Source organism: Dolichospermum sp. UHCC 0352, assembly GCF_009711925.1.
In the GTDB taxonomy this organism is placed as follows: Bacteria; Cyanobacteriota; Cyanobacteriia; order Cyanobacteriales; family Nostocaceae; genus Dolichospermum; species Dolichospermum lemmermannii.
In genome coordinates, this window is record NZ_VIKY01000282.1 from 25419 (window position 1) to 48301 (window position 22883).

Genomic DNA, 22883 nt, shown 5'->3' on the forward strand with positions numbered 1-22883 from the left:
TTTGTGCTTATTTTTTATTTTCTTTTCCCTGTTCTATTTTCTCTTTTTCCTTCGTTTTAGGCAGATCAATAAATACCCGATCTCCGGCTTTAAGACCATCTAAAACCTGAATTTGGTTATCAATATTCGCGCCAATTGTCACAAGACGAAATTGAGGTTTATTTTTTTCACCTAATAACCAAACTCCAGTTTTTCCCTTTTGGGTAACAATTAATTCCTGGGGTATTAACAGCGCATCTTTGATATTATTGCCAAGAAATGTGACTTCACTGACATTCATCCCTGAACGCAGTTTTTCAGCCCCCGTTTTAATCGCCACGCGCACCTGAAATGATGTGACATTTTGATCAACTACCGCTTCGGGAGCAATCAAACGTACCTGTCCCTGAAAAACTTCTTCAGGATAGGCATCAATGGTAATTTCCACTTTTTGTTGCTGTTTAATTTGGGATATATCTACTTCAGGAACATTTGCTAAAACTTCTAAACCTTTTGCCAAAGCTACTATAGAAGTTGAAGTGGCAGAAGCATTACTAGAAGCGGAAATTGCTGGACTAACATAACCTCCCACCGTCGCATATCTCTGAGTGACAATTCCCGAAAAAGGAGCGCGAATAATGGTATCTTCTAATTGAACTTGTTGTTGTTTTAACTGAGCTTCCGCACTAGCTACTGCTGCTTTTAATCTAGCAATTTCTTGGGGACGATTACCATTTTCTAATTTTCGTAATCCTTCCTTTTCCTGATTAACAATTGCTGCTTGCTTTTGAATATCTTGGTTGCGGTTGCCCACTTTCAGTAAAGATAATCGGCGTTGTGCTTCTTCTAAATTAGCCTTGGCCTTACTATTTTCACTGACATATTGTTCTAAACTATCTTGGGAAATAGCCCCATCTTTAGCTAAATCTTGATAACGTTTAACTCTGGATTGGGTAAGTGCTACAGAAGCTTTTGCCGAGTCAACTTGAGCCTGTGCTTGTTGAATTTCTTGTAACCGATTACCATCTCGAATAATCGCTAATTGTGCCTGTGCTTGGTCTACACGGGCTTTTGCTTGGGCAATTTCTTCGGGACGACTGCCGGCTTCGCTTTCTGCTAATTGTGCCTTTGCTTGTGCTAAATTAGCTTGGTACTGGAGAATTCGCATTTTAATTTCCGAATTATCCATGCGAGCAATTATTTGTCCTTGCTTGACAGTATCTCCCTGTTCCACATTTAAATCTGCCAAAAGTCCTGGACTTTTAGGACTAATATTTACACTTTGAACTGGTTGAACTTTACCACTAGCAGTAATGCGGACAGTTACACTTTTTGCCTCTACAGGAACAGTTAATTTAGTCACATCTAGCGGTTTATTTTTTTGCTGGATGGTTTGAATAGTGGCTGTTGTTCCCACAATTAAAACACCACTAGCTATTAAACCCATTAACCAACGGAATGGATATTTAACTTTTTTGCCAATAAAGGGAATTTCTATGTAAAAAATCATGATCAAAAAAGGTTAGGAATAGAAGTTAGCAAGAATATTCTATAGTTGAGAATCTATGATAATCATTTGATTTATCTAATTCATCACCTGATTACGTGAATTTTCAATTTCTATTTTATAAATTTCTATCTCTCTCCTAGTTATACTATCATATTTCTCTTTGATTCGTGATCATGACTTATTTCCTATTTTTTAATTTAATTCCCCGACTTCTAGCTCCCCCACTTCTTCAAGAAGTCGGGTATCTGGGATTTTGACTATTAATTTTATAAACTAATAAACTTTGTTGCTTGCTATCTTCTAATTTCTGGGCTATGGAAATAGCTTGTTTATATAAAGCCTTGGCTTTGGTAAAGTTATCCATGTTTTCAGAGATTTCCCCAGAGACGACTAAATATTTTAAATCTTCTGCGGGATTTTTATTTACTTCTGTAATTGCGACACGGTTTTGTAACATTATCTGAGAAATTCAGCCCTAGCATTTTCCCTTTGGTTTTGGACAGCAGACGAGCTATTGTGATTATTATAGCTAAAGTTAGGACTAAATCCCAGCCTCGCCTAAGTAAATAGCCCGAATATCAGCAGGTAATTTATCTTCTAGCATCAGATAACCTTCCTGGAGAGAACTTGCTACTTCAGCGGGGGAAATTTGTTCTCCTTCAGCTTGCAAATATGCAGCAATTCTGGTTTCACTCCAGTGGAAAGTTTGTGCCATTAAGACGATTAATCGTGATCTTGGTGGGAGTTGATCTAATGCCCGTTCTACATAGCACCATAGCGGTGGTGATGTATCCTTGAGAGAATAATGAATAGCTTCAGTGGGTGGTAGTTTAATCTCATTAATATGGAATGCCGTGATATTAATTAACCAATTTTGTAAGGTTAAGGATTCCGTCTCTGTCGCTGCTTGGTTTAAATTCAGTCCACCTAGTTCATAATATATATTGCGCCAAATCAGAGCAAACAAATAATCAGCTCGCACAGGCGATCGCGCTGAATGCCGAATTAAGGTGTAAACTATGGGGCTATAACGGCAGAAAATCACCGTAAAATACTTGCCATAATCAGGATATTGCTGAAATAGACTCAGTAGTTCTTGATCACTGTGGTGAAATAGCGACTTCACTAATGGGTGATTAGCTTCGGGAAAGTGGGGAATTTGCACAATCTCTGGACTAGATAACTGTTAAAAGAATGCAGAATTTAGAATTTAGAATTACGTTTTGCAACGGGGATTTTACCCCGACGCAAAACCCGCTGCTTGTAGAAGCAGGGGACTTTAACCCCCAAAGGTAAGTTAAAATATACCAGGGAATGGTGATGTGATAGCTAACAATATTTGCAAGTCAGTTAATTTGTCAATGTCAGACAACCAGACTATTGATAAACTAGAAACTAGGACTTAATGTTAGTCTTAACTGACAACTAAAAGCGTCTCCTTTATTGTGATCTTGTTTGTTCATGGTTATAGAAGCTAGTTCCCTAATGTTCCTGCCAAGTCCACTAACTTTCGGCTCGTTTTTGCCTTCCCTGCCCTTGGATAGCCTGTTCTCCACCCAGGGGATTATGATTATGCTGCTGGCAGCTTACGCGGGCGCTATGTGGATGTTTTTGAGTAGCGCACCTAAAGTTTATACTGTCATGGTATCAGATTTAGAAGTTGCCCGACAGTTATATGCAGGTTTGCTAGATTTGCCAGTGGCGGAAGTCCCTTTGCACTATTATTACAACTACGAGCAAACTATCGGTGCAACAGGTATTGATCCGCTATATATGTCTGCTAGTCCCAGTTGGTCTAATAACACCATGAATAATGGTAATGACGGGCTGTGGTATCAACTCAAGAAAAATACTCAATTACATATTATCACTGGTGCAAGTTTAGGCAAAAAAGATCAGCATCGTCATGTTTGCTTTGATCATGATTGTCTAGAATTAATTTTAATGCGGGTAGAAGTCAGGGGTTTAAAGTTTAAAATTCGCAACCAAAAGCCTTTGAATTTTTTAGTTAAGGATTATGAAGGGCGCGTCATTGAAATGGCTGAAGTTGCTAATTAGTCATGGGTGTGTTGGGTTTTCCTGACGCACCCTGAATATTTTTTATCTCCCTGTTACCTACCTAAACAGTTGATAATCATCTAAACAAGATTGTTTGAACCAATCCAAATTTTTTCTATGAATAATTTTGTTGCTAACAGATTTTTCCGGATAGAGTTGGAATATTTAGCACCTATATTTTAGAGGTTGTTTGAAAAGTATTATATCAAACCCGTAATCTCCAAAAACCTAACCCCCCTACCCCCCTTCCCTGCAAGGGAATGGGGGTTTTAAAGCCTCTCCCCTTGCAGGGGAGAGGTTTGGAGAGGGGTCAGTCTATCCAAAACTTTTCAAACATCCTCTTAGGGGGTTTTACTTTTTACTGATAGCTGAAAGATTCTATATATCTATGATTACCAGTTAGAGGTATTCAAATTTAACATGAAGTAAATGCAATAATTGATACCTTAACAAATGATAAAAAATATGTCAGTAGCAACGGTGAAAATAATGGAAATAAATGCTATGACTCAGATTCCCAAATTACTCATATTTTCTGGCGATTTGGCACAAAAATAGCCCATATTTAGAGTATTCTAGAGAGAATAGTTAGATTTAACAATTTTCCGAGTAGTTTCTGAGTAATCTCTTGGGAAGATAATTGATAAATTATGACTATATTTGATTATGTAGATAACTCATCTATCACTGATAAATTCCAGAAAATTAACCGATAATTGGCAGCAAAATAAGTGATAATTTGATAGTTTTGTTAACCATGTGTTGGATCATTTCTAGAAGAACTCAGAATACTTATTAAATCAAGAATAGAGAGAAGTGATATCTTAGAAAAATAACTCAAGCTAACTCTAAAATCCGTGATTATTCTGACAAATCTGAATGCTCACAAATTTAATATTTAAGAGAGGGATGAGATTTTTTTTGAATCAACAGAATCTAAAAATCCTATTTCTATATACAGCAGAATCCAGTGGGAATTTAGCAGTGCTAAACCCATACAGAAGTAAAAGCCTTTTATTCAATTTAAGATAATGCCCTAATTCCAGTTAATTTATCAAGCTTAATTATGGAAAATATATCACAACTAGGGTCACAAGTTAGAGATAAAACAGCTTACCCAGATATTCTCGTTATTTCCCGAATATTCCGCCCAGAAGAGGCTGTAATTGGTGAATATGTCTATAATCGTTGTTTACAAGATCCAGATCGGGTAATTGTCTTAGCTGGTGGTTGTCATGGAGATAAAAAATTTGATAAATCTCAGCAATTTCCAGTTTATCGTTGGTTTCATTTTCCGGCTTGGTGTGATAACTGGTTAGGAGATATTTGTCAATCTGGTTTCAATATTATTTGCTCTTTGCTACTAGCTATTAAATTATATTTTCGCTATCATTACCGCTACATTGAATGGTGTCATGGTTATGATTTCCCAGCGGTGTTGGTACTCAGTTATATTTTACCAATTCGCTTTTTTATCTATTTACATGGTAATGATTTATCACGTACAGTTAATAACCCGTTGTGGAAATGGCTGTTAAAATTAACTCTCACACGTGCTGATGGAATTGTTTGTAATAGTTCTTATATTCGGAATTCTTTAAGAAATACTTTTCGTTTAGATACACCTACTCATGTAATTAATCCGGTAGTGAGGCCAGAAAGATTTGGTAATCCTACTAGTCTTAGTCATATTAATGATTTACGTAACCGCATCCGTCAGACTTACAATATTTCGGAAACAGCAATTGTAATTCTTTCTGTTGGTAACTTGGTTAAATATAAAAACTTTGATCGAGTAATAGACAATATTCCCGTATTACTAACTATTGGTGTGGATGTTCATTGCATTATTTGTGGTGAAGGAAATTGTGAAACTCAGCTAAAATCTCAAGCGGAAAGGTTACGAATAGATAAACGGGTACATTTCGCTGGTTATGTACGAGAACGCGATTTAGCTGGTTATTATGCAGCCTGTGATATTTTTGCGATGTTGAATTCCGATAATTATGAAGATGCAACCACAGATAACTTTGGTGTAGTTTATTTAGAAGCTGGTTACTTTGGTAAACCTGTCATTGCTTCCCGCTTGGGTAGTGTTTTAGATGCGGTTCATCATGAAGAAAATGGCTTATTAGTAAATCAAGATTCTGGTTATGAAGTTTTGCAAACTTTCAATCGGATGTGCCAAGATTCACAGTTACGGGAAAAACTTGGCCGTCAAGGTAAGGAATTAGCGAAACGGAAAAACTATCATCGCTGGTTATATACTCCTGAGTCTTCCTATTCTTGTTTGTTGAACTAATGTCAGCACATAAAACAAAACTAACTGTGCTTCCATAGCAATAGGTAATAGTTAAGGCTTGCTGAATAAACCGAAAACCTATATAGATTAAGAGTTTCCCGGTTAAAAAAGTGAATTAGGTGCAAGGAATAAGGATTGAAACCATTAAAAACCTATCACTTTCTGAAATTTGAGACTATTCTTCTCTCCTTTTAATTCTTCCTCCTGACTCGGTGACTCCTGACTCGGTGACTCGGTGACTCCTGACTCCTAGCCCTCACGAAAAGACTTTTTCAGCAATCCCTAGTTAGGCGCGTTTTATTACATTCCTAGAACCGTCAGGCGTTCGGTGAAGCGTTCAACTTAGATGATGTCGCAGTCTGAGTCGAACCGTCGAACGCTGGCCATTCCACAAATTAATTAATTTTGAGCAATACCTTCTTCCCGTGCGGCTTGTTGGACAGCAGCAGCCACAGCAGTAGCCACCCGCTTATCAAAGACAGAAGGGATAATATGCTCTCGATTCAAATCCGCAGGTTTAACTAAAGAAGCGATCGCACTGGCAGCTTGTAAACACATATTAGTAGTAATCGTCCTAGCCCGACAATCTAAAGCCCCACGAAACACCCCAGGAAACGCCAGGACGTTATTGATTTGGTTGGGGTAGTCACTTCGACCCGTAGCCATAACAGTGACGTTTCTAGGCACTAATTCTGGCTGAATTTCGGGAATGGGATTAGCCATTGCAAACACAATTGCATCCTTCGTCATTCCCTGAACCATTTCTGGTGTTAAAACTCCCGGTGCGCTGACACCAATGAAGACATCTGCACCTTGGACTGCACCGGCTAAAGTTCCTTGGGCTTTAACAGCAAATTCCAGTTTTTCAGCGGTCAAATCAGGACGATTGGTGGAAATAATCCCCTGAGAATCACACATCAAAATGGTTTCTGCACCGGCTTTGCGGAGTAACCGAGCGATCGCAATCCCCGCCGCACCAGCACCATTAATCACAATGCGGATATCTGCAATGGATTTTTGGATAAGTTTGAGAGAATTAAATAATGCTGCTAAGGTGACAATGGCTGTCCCATGTTGGTCATCGTGAAAAATGGGGATATTTAATTCGGCTCGCAGTCTTTTTTCAATTTCAAAACAGCGCGGTGCAGCGATATCTTCTAAATTCACACCACCAAATACGGGGGCAATATTTTTAACTGCTTTGACAATCTCATCTGTATTTTGAGTATCTAAACAGATGGGAAAAGCATCCAGTCCAGCAAACTCCTTAAACAGCATGGCTTTTCCTTCCATGACTGGTAAAGCGGCTGCTGGTCCCAAATTGCCCAAACCGAGGACTGCACTGCCATCAGTGACGATCGCCACCGTGTTCTGTTTGATTGTTAGATTGTACACTTCTTCGGGATTTTCAGCGATCGCTTTACAAATCCGCCCCACTCCTGGAGTGTAAGCCATTGCTAAATCAGAAACACTTTTGAGCGGAATTCTACTGACAATACTGATTTTACCACCGCGATGTAAATTAAAGGTGCGGTCATAAACATCAATTACCTGAATATCTGGTAATTCCTTTACCGCTTGGACAATGGTTTCCGCGTGTTCCGTACTCGCGGCATCAACTGTAATATCACGGGTAGATTCTTGACGGCTTTGTTCAATTAAATCAATTTGTCCGAGATTACCACCAGTGGCAGCGATCGCTTGGGTAACAGATGCTAACATCCCCACTCGATTGGGAATCTGTAACCGCAGGGTAACACTAAAACTAGAATTAGGAGTAAGATTTGTCATGGTGCTATTTCGATTTTAAATTTTAGATTTTATATTGTATTGCTACGGGAAATTTTATTTTCACAAAAAAACCGTGGGATCCAAATTAATTAGATTTTAAGAATTATCGAACGCTGATAAACGCCGATAAACGCCGATAAATATGGATGAAATAAGTACCAAGACGGTTATGGTGTTGGTGATAAGTTACCGAAAAAGTCATAATGATCTAAAGCTTCCAAAATCCCCCAAGCATAATTTCCCCCAGCAAAGTAAATTTGTGGCAAACCTCGCAGCTTCTCAATTTCTTGGCTGTGATTTCCCACCACAACTGCCAGAGTATTACCAGCTAACATTGATTCATCATTACCTGAAGCCCCAGCAACCAAGAAACGGTGAACAGGTAAACCCCATTTTAAAGCAGCATAACGGATAGCATCTCCTTTAGAAGCGCGAATAGGCACTAAATCTAGATACATATTATGGCTATAAAATCCTTTGACATGGAGGCGATGTTGGCGCAGACGGCGGGTAATTTCTCGAAAACTAGGTGATTTCGTCTCATCCACAAAATAGCTAATCTTAAACTTACCCTGAGCATCAGGAGGTTGCAATTCCACCCCAGGTATATCCTGCATGACTTTGCGAATTTCTGACCGTCGCCAATTATAGGCAATGTGCCTTTGCCAACTTGTATCTGTGACTATCTGGGGACCGTAGTAGATCTCACTTCCCGCTGATGTAATCAACAAATCTGGCAGAGGGAAACGCCATTCCTCTAACATACTTAATGTACTTTTGAGACTGCGCCCGGTGGCAATACCCACTCCAGTTGTATTCCCTTGATCACGAATTCTCTGAATTAACTTTTCCAAAGCTTCCTCATCACCTAATAGAGTATGATCAATTTCGCAAACTAGAAACCGATCAGCCGTTGGTAAATGATTGGTATCCGGTACATTCCAATCTGGATGTTCATCTGCGGGAGATTTAACCAGGGGACTCAACAGAGATTGAATGCGTTTTTGGGGCAATAATCGGCGGACTTGCTCTAAATACTGCTCTACGTGACTATCCCAAGAGAAATGTTGACAAACATTAATCATGCCATTTTTAGACCATTGTTGCCATTGTTCTGGATTGGTGAGAGATGCTTGCAAAGCATTTTGGATATCTTGAATATTCAAAGGATCAATCAATAATCCATTCTGACAAGCAGCGAGAATATCCCGCGGACCACCATCAGCCGTAGCAATGATCGGCACACCACAGGCACTAGCCTCAATTAATGTCAGTCCAAATGGCTCTGTCAGGGCTGGGTTGATAAATACTCCCTGGGTTTTTGCCGTGAGCCGGTATAAATCTGGCACATCATCAGCATTATGGTGTTTAGGATAAGCAATATGACCATAAAGATCGTAGCGATCTATTAATTGTAATATCTCCACAAATACCTGACGCGGACCCGATTCCATCGCCAAAATATCCTCTCGTTTGCCTAGTATTAGTACCAGATTGGCCAATTGGCGCAATTCGGGATCTTCCCCATAAGCCTTAATGAGACTACTGACATTTTTCCGGATAGCCGGGCGAGAAATCGCCATAATCATCGGCTTTTGCAGGTCTTTGAGAAACTTTTCTAATTCCTTTTGAATAGGTGGATTTTGCCAATTATCCGGGGCTGGGTAAAAACGCTCTAAGGTGACACCTGGGGGGATAACTACCATGCGTTCTGGTTGATAGTGATCGTAAACGCTGTATTGTTCTTCAACCTCTTGATGAGTGCTGGCTATAACTAAAGCTGCACTACCAAGGGTAATTTCTTCAGCTTCAATTCTGGTACTGATGTGAAAATTATCTTCAATAGTTTTCTGTTTAGTACCATGTTCTAATAATCTTTGTTGCTTGATGCGTCCCAGAGAGTGACCTGTATGGACTAGAGGGATGCCTAGCCAACCGGCAACTCTAGAACCCACGTATCCGGCATCAGCATAATGTGTATGAATAATATGGGGAATTTTGCCAACTTTGCGAATATGTCTGAGCAATTCATCTGCAAAGGTATCTAAATGTGGCCAGAGAACTTCTTTGCGGAGGTAGCGTTTGGGACCACAGGCAATACGAACAATTTGGACTTTATCTGCGAGAATTTCTACTGGTTGAGCATAATCAGGGCTAACTTTTGGGTCATTTACCAACCGCGTTACTAAGTCAACTCTTGCTACTTGGGGATTTTTAGCTAATGTGCAAGCAAGTTCAACTGCGTATTTGGTTTGCCCACCAGTATCAGCATCTTTGCCTAACTCTAGATTATTACCGCGAATTAAACCATGAACGCTGACGAGTAAAATATACAACCCTGAGTTGTTTGACACAGTGCTGATTCCTCCATTATTAGCAATAAATCCAACATTTTTGCCTGATTTATTATAGTTATATCACCACTAATGCACTAAAGGTTACAGGTTTTTCCGTCAGCGTCAAGATCAGGATCATGAACAAGTCAATTCTTGATATCGGTTCGGGAATGTTACGCAGCACCATTAAATACAAAGTTGAGCAAATTGGTGGTGTGGTTGTGAAATTTCCGACTCAGTAGGGGTAGTGCCCCTGTGCCTACCCCAGTATTTGGGGCAACCACAGGGGGTTGTCCCCCTACAAAATTGATTGGTTTAGGGATTTTTTAAATAGGGCTTGCTGAAAAAGATCGTAGAGACGTTCCATGGAAGGTCTCTACAAGGGTTTCAAGTCACGTACATTTAATTCTCACCAGATGTCTAATGTTCAATTTATTTTGCACGACTACTTAATATCTGTTCCCCAATCAATTAAAATTTTATGTGTAGCCACAAATAAATTACCAATTGTCCTGTCCCATATTGAGAACTGTGTTACCAAACAAACAATGTGTTGGCAATTTCTGGAGTTTCAGCTAAATTTCCCCTGAAAAAATGAATGAATGTACATCAATTAGCAGCGCAGTAGTGAAAGCAAAAGCCAAAGAGTTGGGATTTCACGAAGTGGGTATTGCTGCTGTCGGTAATTTAGAGAGAACAGAGACAGAAAAATTGCAAGCTTGGCTAAAAATGGGTTATCACGCTGACATGGAATGGATGAAAAATCCCAAACGTGAGGATATTAGTTTAGTTATGCCAGAAGTGCGATCGCTCATATCTGTAGCATTGAATTATTATACTCCCCAGGAACGGCCGCAGGGGGATGAATACGGGAAAATTTCCCGTTATGCCTGGGGACGGGATTATCATCGAGTGATGCACAAAAAGCTGAAGGAATTGGCTATTTGGCTAGAATCCCTGGGCGAAAATGTCAAAGCCCGTTATTATGCAGATACAGGGCCAGTCCAAGATAAAGTTTGGGCGCAAAAAGCCGGCATTGGTTGGATTGCTAAAAATGGGAACGTTATTACCAGGAAATATGGATCTTGGGTGTTTTTGGCAGAAATATTAACCAATTTGGCACTAGAATGCGATCGCCCATCTACCCAACATTGCGGAACTTGTACTCGTTGTTTGCAAGCTTGTCCTACAGGTGCAATTACTGAACCATTTGTAGTAGATGCTAATCGCTGTATTGCCTATCATACAATTGAAAACCGGGCAGAGGAATTACCCACAAACATTACACCTCATTTACAAGGATGGGTAGCAGGTTGTGATATTTGTCAAGATGTTTGTCCTTGGAATCAGCGATTTGCTCAAGCCACTGATGTCACTGATTTTCAACCCTATCCTGGAAATTTAGCCCCCAAGCTGGTAGAATTAGCCCAAATATCAAACGAGGAGTGGGATAAAAGATTCACCGCATCAGCCTTGCGACGCATTAAACCAGAAATGTTACGACGTAATGCTCGCGCTAATCTTGACAAATCCAGGCATAATAATGACCCAGAAAGTAATAATTTTTGATTTTGATGGGACGATTGCGGATACAGTAGATGCTCTTGTGACTATTGCCAATCGTTTAGCCCTGGAATTTGGATATGTGCCAATTAATTCGCAAGAACTACTTCTCCTCAGAAATTTAACAGCCAGAGAAATTATTAAATATTCTGGTGTTTCCCTATTCAAAATTCCTTTTATGGTTAAAAAAGTCAAAGGAGAATTAAAACATAAAATCCCAGAATTAACACCTATTGAGGGAATTAATGCCGCATTAATAGAACTCCATAATCAAGGTTATCACCTGGGAATCATTACTTCTAACTCTCAAGAAAATGTCAATCAATTTCTCAAGTTCCATAATTTAGATTATTTGTTTGACTTTATTTATTCAGGAGTCACTATTTTTGGTAAAACCACAATTATTAATAATGTGTTACGGCAAAAACAGTTCAAACCAGAAGTAGTAATTTATGTAGGAGATGAAACTAGAGATGTAGAATCTGCCAAAAAAGCTAATATCAAAGTGGTTGCAGTCAGTTGGGGGTTTAATTCTTCCGAAGCCCTAGGTAAACAAAACCCAGATTTCTTAATTCATCATCCTCGTGAATTATTGGATGTAATTAAAAGCTGTTAAGAGGATCTTTTTAGATCATATTATTGTAGAGATGTTCCATGGAACGTCTCTACTTTTTCTCCTGACTCCTGAATTCTCCTATGTTTATTCTTCTTCTAAATCAGTTTCTTCTTCCTCTTCAACGTCATGAGGTTGAACTACAGAATTAGCAGAAACTACCGCACCCTTATCGAGTTTTTCCAGAACTTGTTCCTTAACTTTGGCCGCAAATTCGGGTTTTTCTTCTAAATATTTAATCGCGTTATCTCGACCTTGGGAAATATTTTCACCACTGTAGCTATACCAAGCACCTTTGCGAAGAAGAACACCAGTTTCTTCGGCTATATCCACTAAACAACCAATGGTAGAAACTCCTTTGCCAAAGATAATGTCAAATTCGGCAATTCTAAAAGGTGGTGCAACTTTATTTTTCGCTACTTTGACTTTGACCCGGTTGCCAAATTCATCAGTTCCTTTTTTTAAAGTTTGAATTCTGCGAATATCCAAGCGCACGGAAGCGTAAAATTTCAGCGCATTACCACCCGTTGTAGTTTCTGGACTACCATAGGTGACACCGATTTTTTGCCGCAACTGGTTAATAAAAATAACTGTGCATCCAGATTTACCAATATTACCAGTAATTTTCCGTAGGGCTTGACTCATTAACCGAGCTTGTAAACCTACGTGAATATCCCCCATATCCCCTTCAATTTCAGCGCGGGGAACTAAAGCGGCAACGGAGTCAATAACAACAATATCAACAGCCGCAGAACGCACAAGTTGGTCAACTATTTCTAATGCTGATTCGCCATTGTCTGGTTGGGAAACAAGTAAGTTGTCAATATCTACACCCAACGCAGCGGCATAGGTAGGATCTAGGGCGTGTTCAGCATCTACAAATGCGGCAATACCGCCATTTCGCTGCACTTCTGCGAGGGCATGAAGGGCGACGGTAGTTTTCCCAGAACTTTCTGGTCCGTAGATTTCGATTACCCGTCCTTTAGGTAAACCACCACCTAAAGCTAAATCTAGGGTGAGCGCCCCGGTGGATATTGTTTCTACCTTCATGCGGGTGGCATCACCCAGGCGCATAATTGCTCCTTTCCCGAAGCTGCGCTCAATTTGTCCCAGGACGATATTTAACGCTTTTTGCTTGCCAGAAGTCTCGGTATTAGCTGCCATTCTTGCCTCTAAGTATAGGATTTTTCAAAATTACTGGGACGGGAGTTTTAATAGAACGGATATACTATCGTAACCGGAAAGTGTGCCAATTAGGAATATTTACAAAATTTAGGTTTGCCAAGCTCCTAAGGCGATCGCTGAAAGATTATAGCATTTTAGATTGAGAATTGCGAAAGACTGACTAACCCTCTTCTGTCACTCTCCGAATTAAACAAGTAGTAAATGAACTAAATTATCCAGAAGAATAAAAGGGAAGAAATCCATTCATTGCATCAATAAGCTGATTAAATCCAAGCAGTAAAGGTCCTTATACTCTGCACAATATTCATCTATAACTCTCACTGTTGGCTGGGCATCTCTTGCCAAATGCTTTAAGATTTGTAATTCTACATCCATTGCTCCACCTGCCTTGTAGAGTTTTATTTGCTGATCCTTTTATTCATTATACTCGGAGAGTGACAGAAAAGGGTTATTAACCAATGGAGTATTTAAGTTATCACAAATCAATCTGTCATTATTCACCTTCCTGATTTAGCTGTAAATTTTGTCCAGAAACAATGATAAAACCCACAGAATCTAAGCGAATATGTGGTTGTCTAATTCCGGCAATAATTTCTTGGTTTAATGCTGTTTCTTGCAAAAGTTCTTGCTGTAATAGTGGATCATTAATTTGCTGTTCTTGATTAAATCTATTAATCCTTAAACGAAGTTGTTCTAATCTTTTACCAAGCTTTTCTTCGGCACGTTTAGCACTTTTTTCGCACAATTCTTGAAAATCTGGACGTTGAGATAAGAGATTTAAACTGGAATTACTAGCACGACAACAAAAATCAGCCCATTGACTAGATTCAACAAAATCATCAAGAATAGATAGGCGATTTTTAGCTAAGTTGTAATCTCGATAGGGACTACCTTTAGCTTGATAAGGAGTTTGTAATATTTCCAGTAGTTCTACGTCTTCGACAATGCTCATAGGTTCATGACGAGCATCAATAAATATGGTTTCTAAACTGGGTGCAAATAGTCCGTCTGCTAATCTTTGGATGGTTTTTAATTGAGCGGGGTTTTTAACACATTTGGCTAAGTTGGTTTCGATGACATAGTTGAATTGAAAACCAAACCATTCCCTCCCTGGACTAGCATCCCAAGATGGTGCAAATCTCCACATTGCAAAGCATTGTCCTCGATCATCCCAATGAATATAAGATGATAGGGAGTCAATAAATCTTTCACCAATTCGATAAAGATTAACTTGGGTATTTCTGTTAGCAACTCTGCGGTTGAAAGTGCCGATATTATTTGTACAAGCTGCGAAATGAGTTTTTAGTTCATCTAATGATATCAAGGTATTTTTATCAGGATAATAGCTAATTACTCCTTCTTTATTCACATCTAAACTCCGCCGAAAGTTGATGGTTTGGCAAATCCAAGCTTCAGTTGCTTGCTGCATTCGTTGATGACAAGCATCATCATCATCTAATGTTTGAAAATATTCTGTTGCATTATCATCAAGGGCATCAATTTCATCAATTGCATATTGTTCATTAATCTTCAATAGTTCTCCTTGGATTTGTTCCTGGAGTGGCTCAACCATTGCTAATATTCCCGCAGCACTCAATTCAAACAAGGTTGTTTCTAATTCTGGCAGTTTTTTATCTATATAAAACTGCAAACTCGCAATTGATTGCTGAAAGATATTAAAACCATTTTTTAATAGTTGAAACCAAGCATTATGAGGACTATCTTCTGAATAAATACCCAGAAATACACAAGATTGGAAATTGATTTTACTCCCAATGCGATCAAGTCTGCCGATTCTTTGTTCTAAACGGTTAGTTGATAAGGGAATATCAAAGTGAATTAACCAGTCTGCAAACTGGAGATTATGTCCTTCTTCCCCAGAGCGATCGCATACAAGAATAAAGCAATTTGGGTTATTCTGGAAATCAGTTAAATTCTTCTCTAGCTTTGCTCTTGATTCCCCAATTTGATGACTAACTACTGCTGTTTCTCCAAAGGTCTGAATTAAATAGCGAACAATTTCTGTACAGGTTTGTCCAAAACTTGTAAAGATAACAAATTTAGGGAGAATATCATCAGAAACAGGCCTACGAATTCTCTGCTGTATTTTTGTGAGTAGATCTTGCTTATTTCGACGCACAGATGGCGGTAGTTTGAAATAAATACCCAACTGATTTAACAGCATTGTTTGTAAATGATCGATCCTTTCTCCTTCTTCTGCACGTTGTTGAATCGTTTTCAGTAAGGATGTTAAAATCTCCTCTTCACCTGCAAACTTTTGTGTTTGCATCAAGATATTGATATCTTTTTCTCCAAACTCCTGCACAAGTTTTTGTAACTGGTTCTTATTACCTTGACGTGCTGTAATTACCTGTTCTAAGATTCCTAACCAAGTCCCAGATGCTAGGAAAAATAGTAGATAAATCCGCTGATATTCCTGTTGATGAGGTGCAAGAGAACGCCATTGATCAAGAAGTTCGTGAATATCAATTGCTCGCTCGTCTAAATCATATTCTTCTTGAGGAACAATATTTCTGTCAAAAATAACATCTTCTACCGAAGCCCGACGGTTACGTAACATTCGCCGATGTAAACGATAGGTTTCGCTGATATGGATGCGAATAGACTGAATAATTGCATCTGTTTCCGTGGCTTTTGTTTGTAAACAATTTTCCAAATCATTCGCCAAACTTAATAAATATTTATCTTCTGCAAATAGGCTACGCAGCAGCTTAATATTAGATTTGATCACAAAAGGATTTACACCTTCTTTAAAAGAGAAAAGAAGTTTACCAATCTGTTGACGATTTTCCACTCTGGCGCGAAACCCAACTAAATCATTGAGGTGATAGGTGTCAGGATCAAGTAGATGTAACATTGCCAAAAAATCTCTCTCATTACTGAGTACAGGAGTTGCAGATAATAAAAGTAAGCGATCGCTTTTATGGGCAATATGTTTACAAAGTTCAAATATTTGACGTTCTCCAGAATTTTGAGAATTTGCCAAAGCTGCAATATGATGAGCTTCATCTATAATCACAAAATCAACTTTTACTCTGGGATTAATTTTCTGAAGTTCATCAATAGTAATGATGGCTACTCGCTTAGGAAAATGGGAAAGATAAAATTTTTGTTCTAATTCTTGTCGCCATTGCGCCACTAAATATTGGGGAACTATAATTACTGCCCGCCCTTTTGGTTCATCTAACAGGTATTGGCGCAGAATTACACCAGCTTCAATGGTTTTTCCCAGTCCCACCTCATCTGCTAACAAATAGCGTTGTATAGGGTCTTCTAGCACCCGCCGCACAACTTCAACTTGATGAGGATAAAGCTGAATATTTGCAGATATTAGTCCTGTCATTCCGCGACAAACAGCACGTTGGGAAATCAGGGCTTGCACAAAGGTCAATCGTCTATCATAAAAGTAGGGTGTTTCATGAGCTTTGATGGACAAAGTTTCCATGGGGTTTGCTTGAGGAATATTGCAGCGCACATAAATTTCCTCTTCGCTGACAAAAATCACTTTTTTATCAGGTAAGTGAACTTCATATTCTTCAATTTCTTCATCCCAAGCCCAGACTCTACCTATTATCCAGACAGCTTGGCTTTCTAGCCAGATATAGCATCGAGTTTGACGTTGTAGCTTGGTTTGAGATAGGGCATTTAATAGGAAAGTTTCGGATATGCGTTGACTAACAGAACAGAAATACTCAACTGTTGCTTTTGTATCAGATATATCAATTACCTTTGCTACTCCTAAATTATTTGTCTGAGAATGCACCAATGAACCAAGCTGTATCATATTCATAGTCAACTATTTGCTGTAATTATTGTTGTATTATGTTGCTGAAAAAACAATTGTGCAAAATCACACTGCATTAGTGATTATTGCATAAAAAACTTGCTGTTACAAAAGATATCGAATAACCATAGGTTGGTTTTTATTAATTATTAATAGTTAATATGAAATAAAATGATGTGTGATAGTAAATTTGAATTGAGGAAATTTTCAACATGGCTTTTACATATTACTACACTGTCCGATTTCAAGATACTGATGCGGCTGGAGTCGTTTATTTCGCCAATATTTTCAGAATTTGTCATGAAGCTTATGAGGTTTCATTAGCAGCTTCTGGTATTAATCTTAAATCATTTTTTACTAATCCATCTGTAGGTTTTCCTATTGTTCATGCTAATGTAGATTTTTTTCGTCCTATGTATTGTGGTGACAATTTAGTAATTAGTTTGTTACCGGAAAAAATAGGTTCGGATAAGTTTGAAATTACCTATGAAATGACAGGAGATGAAGTAATGATTGCTAAGGCAATTACTAGGCACGTTTGTATTGATGCCAGTAGTAAAATTAAGCAGGAATTACCAGATTATATGAATAATTGGTTAGAAACGAACCACAGAGACGCAGAGGGCGCAGAGAGAAGAAGGTCGAGGGAGGAGGTTATGTGATTTCAGGATATAGAGGATATAGATCCCCGACTTCTTTAAGAAGTCGGGGATCTGATTAGAAAATCTTCGGCGATTTGTTGGAGTTGTTGACGGTTGATTTTACCTTGGGCGTTACGGGGTAGGTTTGGTAGGGAAATCCAATGTTTGGGAATTTTGAATTTACTCAGTTGATTTTTTATTTGGGTTTGAATTTCTAGGTAAGAAATATTTTGATCTTTGGGAATATAAATGGCTGTTAATGCTTGTCCCCAATATTTATCAGTTATACCAATTACACAGACATCTATGACCATGTTTGTTTTTCTAATCGCTGATTCTATTTCTGTTGGGTAAACGTTTTCACCACCTGTAATGATTTTGTCACTGTTGCGGCCAATAATATGTAAGTAGCCGTAATTGTCTAAAAAACCAATATCATCAACTACAAAGTTATCTCTATTTTCCCACATTTGGGGATAATAACCTAATGCTAAAGATTGACTTTGAATATTTATATTTCCTGGTTGATTATCAATGATGATTTTAGCATGGGGAAGAATTTTTCCACTATTAAATTTACCTTGTAAAAATTCATCAGGTTTAAGAGTTGCTATTTGAGAAGCGGTTTCTGTCATTCCATAGGTAGGTGCTAATCTAATCTGATGAAATCTCGCTTTTTCTAATAGTTCATCCCACGGTGGCGCACCTCCTAACAGAACTGTAGAAAATTTTGATAGCCATTGGGTTAATTCGGGATTTTGGAGGAATTTTTGTAATTGGGTAGGAACTAAAGATATAAAGAAATCGTGGGGATTAATATTTGGTAATTGAGAATTTTCTAAGGTTTTAGATGAGGTTATGACTAATTTACCTCCTGTTGTGAAGGAACGCATAAATTGCATTAACCCACTCACATGATATAATGGCAATACACAAAATGAATTAACTGCATTGATTTGAAAATATTCTGTAAATCCTTGCACTGAAGTAGTTAATGTTTGCCATGTATGGATAGCAAATTTTATCTTTCCTGATGAACCACCCGTAGGAATCATGATAGTATTAGTAATTGGTAATTCATAATTGATAATTGGTGATTTTGAAAAGTGATAATCTATTCCTAAAACTATATCTGGTTGCACTAAATTAAAGACTTGTTCCCATTCAGCTTGACTCCAATCTGGGTTACAGAGAAAAACCGGACATTTAGCCGCACAAGCTGCAATAAAACTGGCTAAAAATCTCACTGGTGATCTTTCTGCAATAATAATTTTTGGGGTTGATAACTGAGTTAATTTTAAATATAATTCTGTGGCTATTTGTGGTAATTCTTGACTATGATCACAAATTAGCCAATCATAATTTTGTATATTATCTAAAAGGTTTTCCATAGACTTTCTAGCCAGTTTGATTCTTGTAGTTGAAAAAAGTGGTTAATTCCAAAACCAACAGCGCGGTTATTACCAGATAATTCTGCTGCTAATTGTAATGCAGCTTGTCTCCCAATTTCGGTTTCAAATACCGATGAAAATACAACATCAATTTGATGTTTTTTCCAAAACTCCCTTAACCGAAATGGTGAACCGACTATTCCCGGTTTAATCACAAAAATTTCCCGCCAACCTTTCTGAAAACATAATTCTAATTGGTGAAGATTGGCGATAGATTCATCTAAGGCTATTGTTGTAAAATATGAATTACTTAATTCTTGCATTTCTGTAAATTTATCTACAGGTAAAGGTTGTTCGATAAATTCAATTTTCGGTAAGAATTGATCACATTTTTGTAACCATAATTCAGCTTCTTGATAAGTAAGTCCCCCATTAGCATCTAAACGTAATTTTGCTGATATTGGTAAACTAGAAATTAGTAAATCAAATATTTCTAATTCTTGATTTATATCATCAACAGCAATTTTCCATTTAAATGTTTTATATCCTTGTTCCCATAAATTACCCCATTGATTTAAAGCTAATTTTCCCGCTGATAATAAGCCGCTGTAGGTGAGATTAAAATTAGTAGCTTTTTCCATAACCAAAGCAGATTCAAAAGCAAATTGACAGGCTGGTAAATTATCTGGAATCGCTAAAATTATCTCTTGAGTAATTGCTTTTGGAAGTTGATAACAAAAATCTAAAGCTTGTTTGATAGTTTCTGAACCAAACCAAGAAATGGGAGAAATCTCCCCCCAACTAACATTATTTTTTGCATCAATCAAGCGAATAATGATACATTCGCGGGTTTCCCAAACCCCATGATTAGTAATAATGGGATTTGTGAATTTTTGACTAAAGTAACGGAAGGAAAATTGATAAACCATGAAGGACTTCCAAATAAAAAACATTCAAACTCTCATTCCTCTGTGTCCTCTGTGCCTCTGTGGTTCGTTTATTCTTAATGTAACTTAACCAAACATAAATCCTAAACCCAAAAATAAGCAACTCACAAACTGAACTCTGATAGCGATGAATTTAGAATTACTTACTTTGTCTGGTTGGTTGTGATTTTCTAAAACATGACGACATAATTTCACCGCAAAAGGTAAACTCAGAAAACTAAGTAATGTCCAAATTGGGAAAATATTCAAAATCACAAATAACAAAATTAGAGGATAAATACTCGCAGTAAAACCCACTAAAACCTTTGCACCAGTGTGAGTTCCTAGACGCACAATAGGAGATTTCTTTCCTGCGGCTATGTCATCTACAACTTGATGAAAATGGGAACAAAATAACACTAAACTGGTAACAATGCCCAAAATTACCGAAGCTGCTAAATTGGTCATAGACCAGGTTTGAGTTTGACTATAATAAGCCGCACTCATACCCAAAGGACCAAAGGCAAAAAAGCAGAGAATTTCCCCTAAACCTTGGTATCCTAGACGGAAAGGGGGACCTTGGTACATATAGCCCAAACAGCAGCATAAGAGGATTATAGCAATAACTGTGGGGTCTTTTTGCAAAATAGCGATCGCTATTATTCCCAACAAACCCCAACCTAAACACAGGTTTCCTATCCAAAACATTAAGGTTTTATTACCAGTTAAATTCACCAATGAATGATGTTTATTCTGATCAATTCCTGTTTCGGCATCAAAGACATCATTACTAATATTTTCCCAAGCTAAAATCAAAATTGCCGCAGCAATAAACAAGGAGAATATTATGGGATTAAAAATCTTTATTTCCCTAAATGCTACCGCCGAACCTACCCAAATCGGCATAATAGCAACACTGTACATTGGCGGTTTAATAGCCGCCATCCATAGTTTAGCTTGAGGTGGTGAAATCTGAGTTGAAGTCATCAGTTGTGATTAATTAAATTACCAGAACTTTAGTTATCAGTTAAATTTTATAATTTTGCATGATACTTGACTAGCTATTTTAGATTTAGGATTGTTGATCACTTATGGGTACAATCAATCTAAAATTGTTTAACTTTGGTAAATTACCAAAAAATGCTAGTTTTATGATTATAGGCGAATATCCTGGCATAAAACCCGCTATCTTGCCGCCAAAACAGGATAAACCCCATAATCAAGCTAAGTTTATGCTGGTTAATGGTGACTGAATTATGTTACCTATAAAAATACCACCATGATTTATTACATTTTAGGAAGATAACTTAATAAAAATTAACTTATACATCCATGACAATTTCACCATGTCGCAGCCACACCTTTGTAGACTACAAATACCTTAATCAATTACTATTAGAGATTCAGGAAAATTGCCGTCGCCATAATTATAGTAAAATTGTGAGTATTCCCCTAGAAATTGGCTTAGTTGATCCTTTGCTGGTTTTTGATCAATTTAATCAGAAAAATACCATAAACTTTTATTTTGAAAATAGAAGTAATGGTGAAGCAATAGCAGCAATTGATACTTTAGATAAAATAGAAATTTCTGGTAAAGATAGGTTTACAAAATCAGAAGAATTTATTAAAAATTGTCTGAAAAATATAATTCCTATTTCTCACAAAAATCAGACTTTTTCCCTACCTCGATTTTTTTGTACTTTCAGTTTTTTTGATCAGCATAAAAAAGTAGATTGTCCATTTCCTTCTGCTACGGTTTTCCTACCTTGTTGGCAAATAGCTTTAAAAAATAATTGCTGCACATTAGTAATGAATACAATTATCAATTCTAGTGTCAACATTACCAAAATATTAGATAATTTACAACGCCATTTAGAAATTATTAAATCTTTAAAAAATTACTCCCTAAATATTGATACATTTCCTTTGAATCTATATAAAAAAATAACTAAGAATGGTGATATATTTAAAACTTCTGTTGCATCAGTATTAGAAATAATTCATGCTAACCAGTTAAGAAAAATTGTTTTAGCTGATACCTTAGATGTCAGTGCTAATCATGATTTTAACTTATTACAATCTTTAAATAATCTCCGCCAAATACATCCTAATTGTAATGTATTTTCTACCAGTAATGGTCAAGGACAAAACTTTATTGGTGCTAGTCCAGAACGATTAATTAGTATTCACAAACGGCAGTTAATTACTGATGCTTTGGCAGGTTCTGCACCGAGGGGAAAAACTCCCACAGAAGATGCTACAAATGCTAACAATTTAGTGAATAGTACCAAAGAAAAACACGAACATAAACTGGTTCTAGATTTTATTACTCAACATTTATCTCAACTGGGTTTATTCCCCCAAGTTTTAGCCCCCAGACTGCGACAATTATCTAATATCCAGCATTTATGGACACCAATTAGTGCAGTAGTTCCCAATAATATTCACCCTTTACAAATCGTTGCTAAACTGCATCCTACTCCAGCAGTTGCCGGGGCAGCACGAGATATTGCTTGTGCAGAAATTCGCCGTTATGAAAGTTTTGAAAGGGGTTTATATGCAGCCCCTTTAGGTTGGGTAGACGGAGAAGGAAATTGTGAATTTATTGTGGGGATTCGTTCGGCTTTAATTGATGGTAATTATGCCAGACTGTATGCAGGTGCGGGTATTGTTGCTGGTTCAGATCCTCAAAAGGAATTTGCCGAAGTGCAACTTAAACTACAAGCCTTACTAAAAGCCTTGGTTTAAAGACTTTCCCTCGTTCCTAGACTCCGGCTAGGAAT

At 37.7% G+C, this 22883-nt stretch carries 17 protein-coding genes; 7 read left to right on the plus strand and 10 right to left on the minus strand.

Features of this window, described 5'->3' with window-relative positions:
• Positions 1 to 7: 7 nt before the first annotated feature.
• From FJR06_RS20325 to FJR06_RS20335, 3 genes are all read right to left on the minus strand, one after another.
• Positions 8 to 1489: an efflux RND transporter periplasmic adaptor subunit gene (locus FJR06_RS20325; protein ID WP_015080733.1), complete on the minus strand. Its 1482-nt coding sequence runs from the start codon at positions 1487 to 1489 to the stop codon at positions 8 to 10.
• A gap of 229 nt (positions 1490 to 1718) precedes the next feature.
• Positions 1719 to 1946, minus strand: a complete 228-nt coding sequence (locus FJR06_RS20330) for a hypothetical protein (protein WP_168652152.1) — start codon at positions 1944 to 1946, stop codon at positions 1719 to 1721.
• Between the two features lie 84 nt (positions 1947 to 2030).
• Positions 2031 to 2654 (minus strand): sigma factor-like helix-turn-helix DNA-binding protein, encoded by a 624-nt coding sequence (locus tag FJR06_RS20335; RefSeq protein WP_015080735.1) that lies wholly within the window; start codon positions 2652 to 2654, stop codon positions 2031 to 2033.
• A gap of 296 nt (positions 2655 to 2950) precedes the next feature.
• On the opposite strand from FJR06_RS20335, the gene FJR06_RS20340 reads away from it, so the two are divergent.
• Complete coding sequence (locus FJR06_RS20340) at positions 2951 to 3547, plus strand: glyoxalase-like domain protein (RefSeq protein ID WP_148765565.1); 597 nt, start codon at positions 2951 to 2953, stop codon at positions 3545 to 3547.
• Positions 3548 to 4613: 1066 nt separating this feature from the next.
• The gene (locus FJR06_RS20345; protein ID WP_168652153.1) at positions 4614 to 5849 is read left to right on the plus strand and encodes a glycosyltransferase family 4 protein; all 1236 of its coding nucleotides are present in this window, start codon (positions 4614 to 4616) and stop codon (positions 5847 to 5849) included.
• Between the two features lie 399 nt (positions 5850 to 6248).
• On the opposite strand, the gene FJR06_RS20350 is transcribed toward FJR06_RS20345, so the two are convergent.
• Both FJR06_RS20350 and FJR06_RS20355 read right to left on the minus strand, forming a co-directional pair.
• Positions 6249 to 7640 carry a malic enzyme-like NAD(P)-binding protein gene (locus FJR06_RS20350; RefSeq protein WP_015080738.1) on the minus strand — a complete coding sequence of 464 codons (1392 nt, stop codon included), beginning with the start codon at positions 7638 to 7640 and terminating at the stop codon, positions 6249 to 6251.
• Positions 7641 to 7807: 167 nt separating this feature from the next.
• On the minus strand, positions 7808 to 9994 hold the full coding sequence (locus FJR06_RS20355) for an HAD-IIB family hydrolase (protein ID WP_168652154.1): 2187 nt from the start codon (positions 9992 to 9994) through the stop codon (positions 7808 to 7810).
• Positions 9995 to 10570: 576 nt separating this feature from the next.
• On the opposite strand from FJR06_RS20355, the gene queG reads away from it, so the two are divergent.
• Entirely contained in the window at positions 10571 to 11545 is a 975-nt protein-coding gene (queG, locus tag FJR06_RS20360; protein WP_015080740.1) for a tRNA epoxyqueuosine(34) reductase QueG, read from the plus strand.
• The gene (locus FJR06_RS20365; RefSeq protein ID WP_168652155.1) at positions 11520 to 12155 is read left to right on the plus strand and encodes an HAD-IA family hydrolase; all 636 of its coding nucleotides are present in this window, start codon (positions 11520 to 11522) and stop codon (positions 12153 to 12155) included. Before queG ends, FJR06_RS20365 begins: the two co-directional genes overlap by 26 nt.
• 84 nt (positions 12156 to 12239) lie before the next feature.
• Here the strand turns inward: FJR06_RS20365 and recA are convergent, their stop codons facing one another.
• The gene (gene recA / locus FJR06_RS20370; protein WP_168632878.1) at positions 12240 to 13316 is read right to left on the minus strand and encodes a recombinase RecA; all 1077 of its coding nucleotides are present in this window, start codon (positions 13314 to 13316) and stop codon (positions 12240 to 12242) included.
• A 514-nt stretch (positions 13317 to 13830) separates the two neighbouring features.
• Positions 13831 to 17148 carry a protein DpdE gene (gene dpdE / locus FJR06_RS20375; protein WP_371416387.1) on the minus strand — a complete coding sequence of 1106 codons (3318 nt, stop codon included), beginning with the start codon at positions 17146 to 17148 and terminating at the stop codon, positions 13831 to 13833.
• Positions 17149 to 17354: 206 nt separating this feature from the next.
• Between dpdE and FJR06_RS20380 the strand changes: the two genes are divergently transcribed.
• Positions 17355 to 17804, plus strand: a complete 450-nt coding sequence (locus tag FJR06_RS20380) for a thioesterase family protein (RefSeq protein WP_168652156.1) — start codon at positions 17355 to 17357, stop codon at positions 17802 to 17804.
• 35 nt (positions 17805 to 17839) lie between these two features.
• On the opposite strand, the gene FJR06_RS20385 is transcribed toward FJR06_RS20380, so the two are convergent.
• The 3 genes from FJR06_RS20385 to menA form a co-directional block, all read right to left on the minus strand.
• Positions 17840 to 19174 carry a 2-succinylbenzoate--CoA ligase gene (locus tag FJR06_RS20385; protein ID WP_168652157.1) on the minus strand — a complete coding sequence of 445 codons (1335 nt, stop codon included), beginning with the start codon at positions 19172 to 19174 and terminating at the stop codon, positions 17840 to 17842.
• On the minus strand, positions 19159 to 20103 hold the full coding sequence (locus FJR06_RS20390; protein ID WP_168632875.1) for an o-succinylbenzoate synthase: 945 nt from the start codon (positions 20101 to 20103) through the stop codon (positions 19159 to 19161). The genes FJR06_RS20385 and FJR06_RS20390 overlap by 16 nt, the downstream gene beginning before the upstream one ends.
• An 84-nt stretch (positions 20104 to 20187) precedes the next feature.
• Positions 20188 to 21087 (minus strand): 2-carboxy-1,4-naphthoquinone phytyltransferase, encoded by a 900-nt coding sequence (gene menA / locus FJR06_RS20395; protein WP_168652158.1) that lies wholly within the window; start codon positions 21085 to 21087, stop codon positions 20188 to 20190.
• Positions 21088 to 21191: 104 nt separating this feature from the next.
• Between menA and FJR06_RS20400 the strand changes: the two genes are divergently transcribed.
• Both FJR06_RS20400 and FJR06_RS20405 read left to right on the plus strand, forming a co-directional pair.
• On the plus strand, positions 21192 to 21353 hold the full coding sequence (locus FJR06_RS20400) for a hypothetical protein (RefSeq protein ID WP_168652159.1): 162 nt from the start codon (positions 21192 to 21194) through the stop codon (positions 21351 to 21353).
• A gap of 79 nt (positions 21354 to 21432) precedes the next feature.
• Positions 21433 to 22848 carry an isochorismate synthase MenF gene (locus FJR06_RS20405; RefSeq protein ID WP_168652160.1) on the plus strand — a complete coding sequence of 472 codons (1416 nt, stop codon included), beginning with the start codon at positions 21433 to 21435 and terminating at the stop codon, positions 22846 to 22848.
• Positions 22849 to 22883 lie beyond the last annotated feature (35 nt).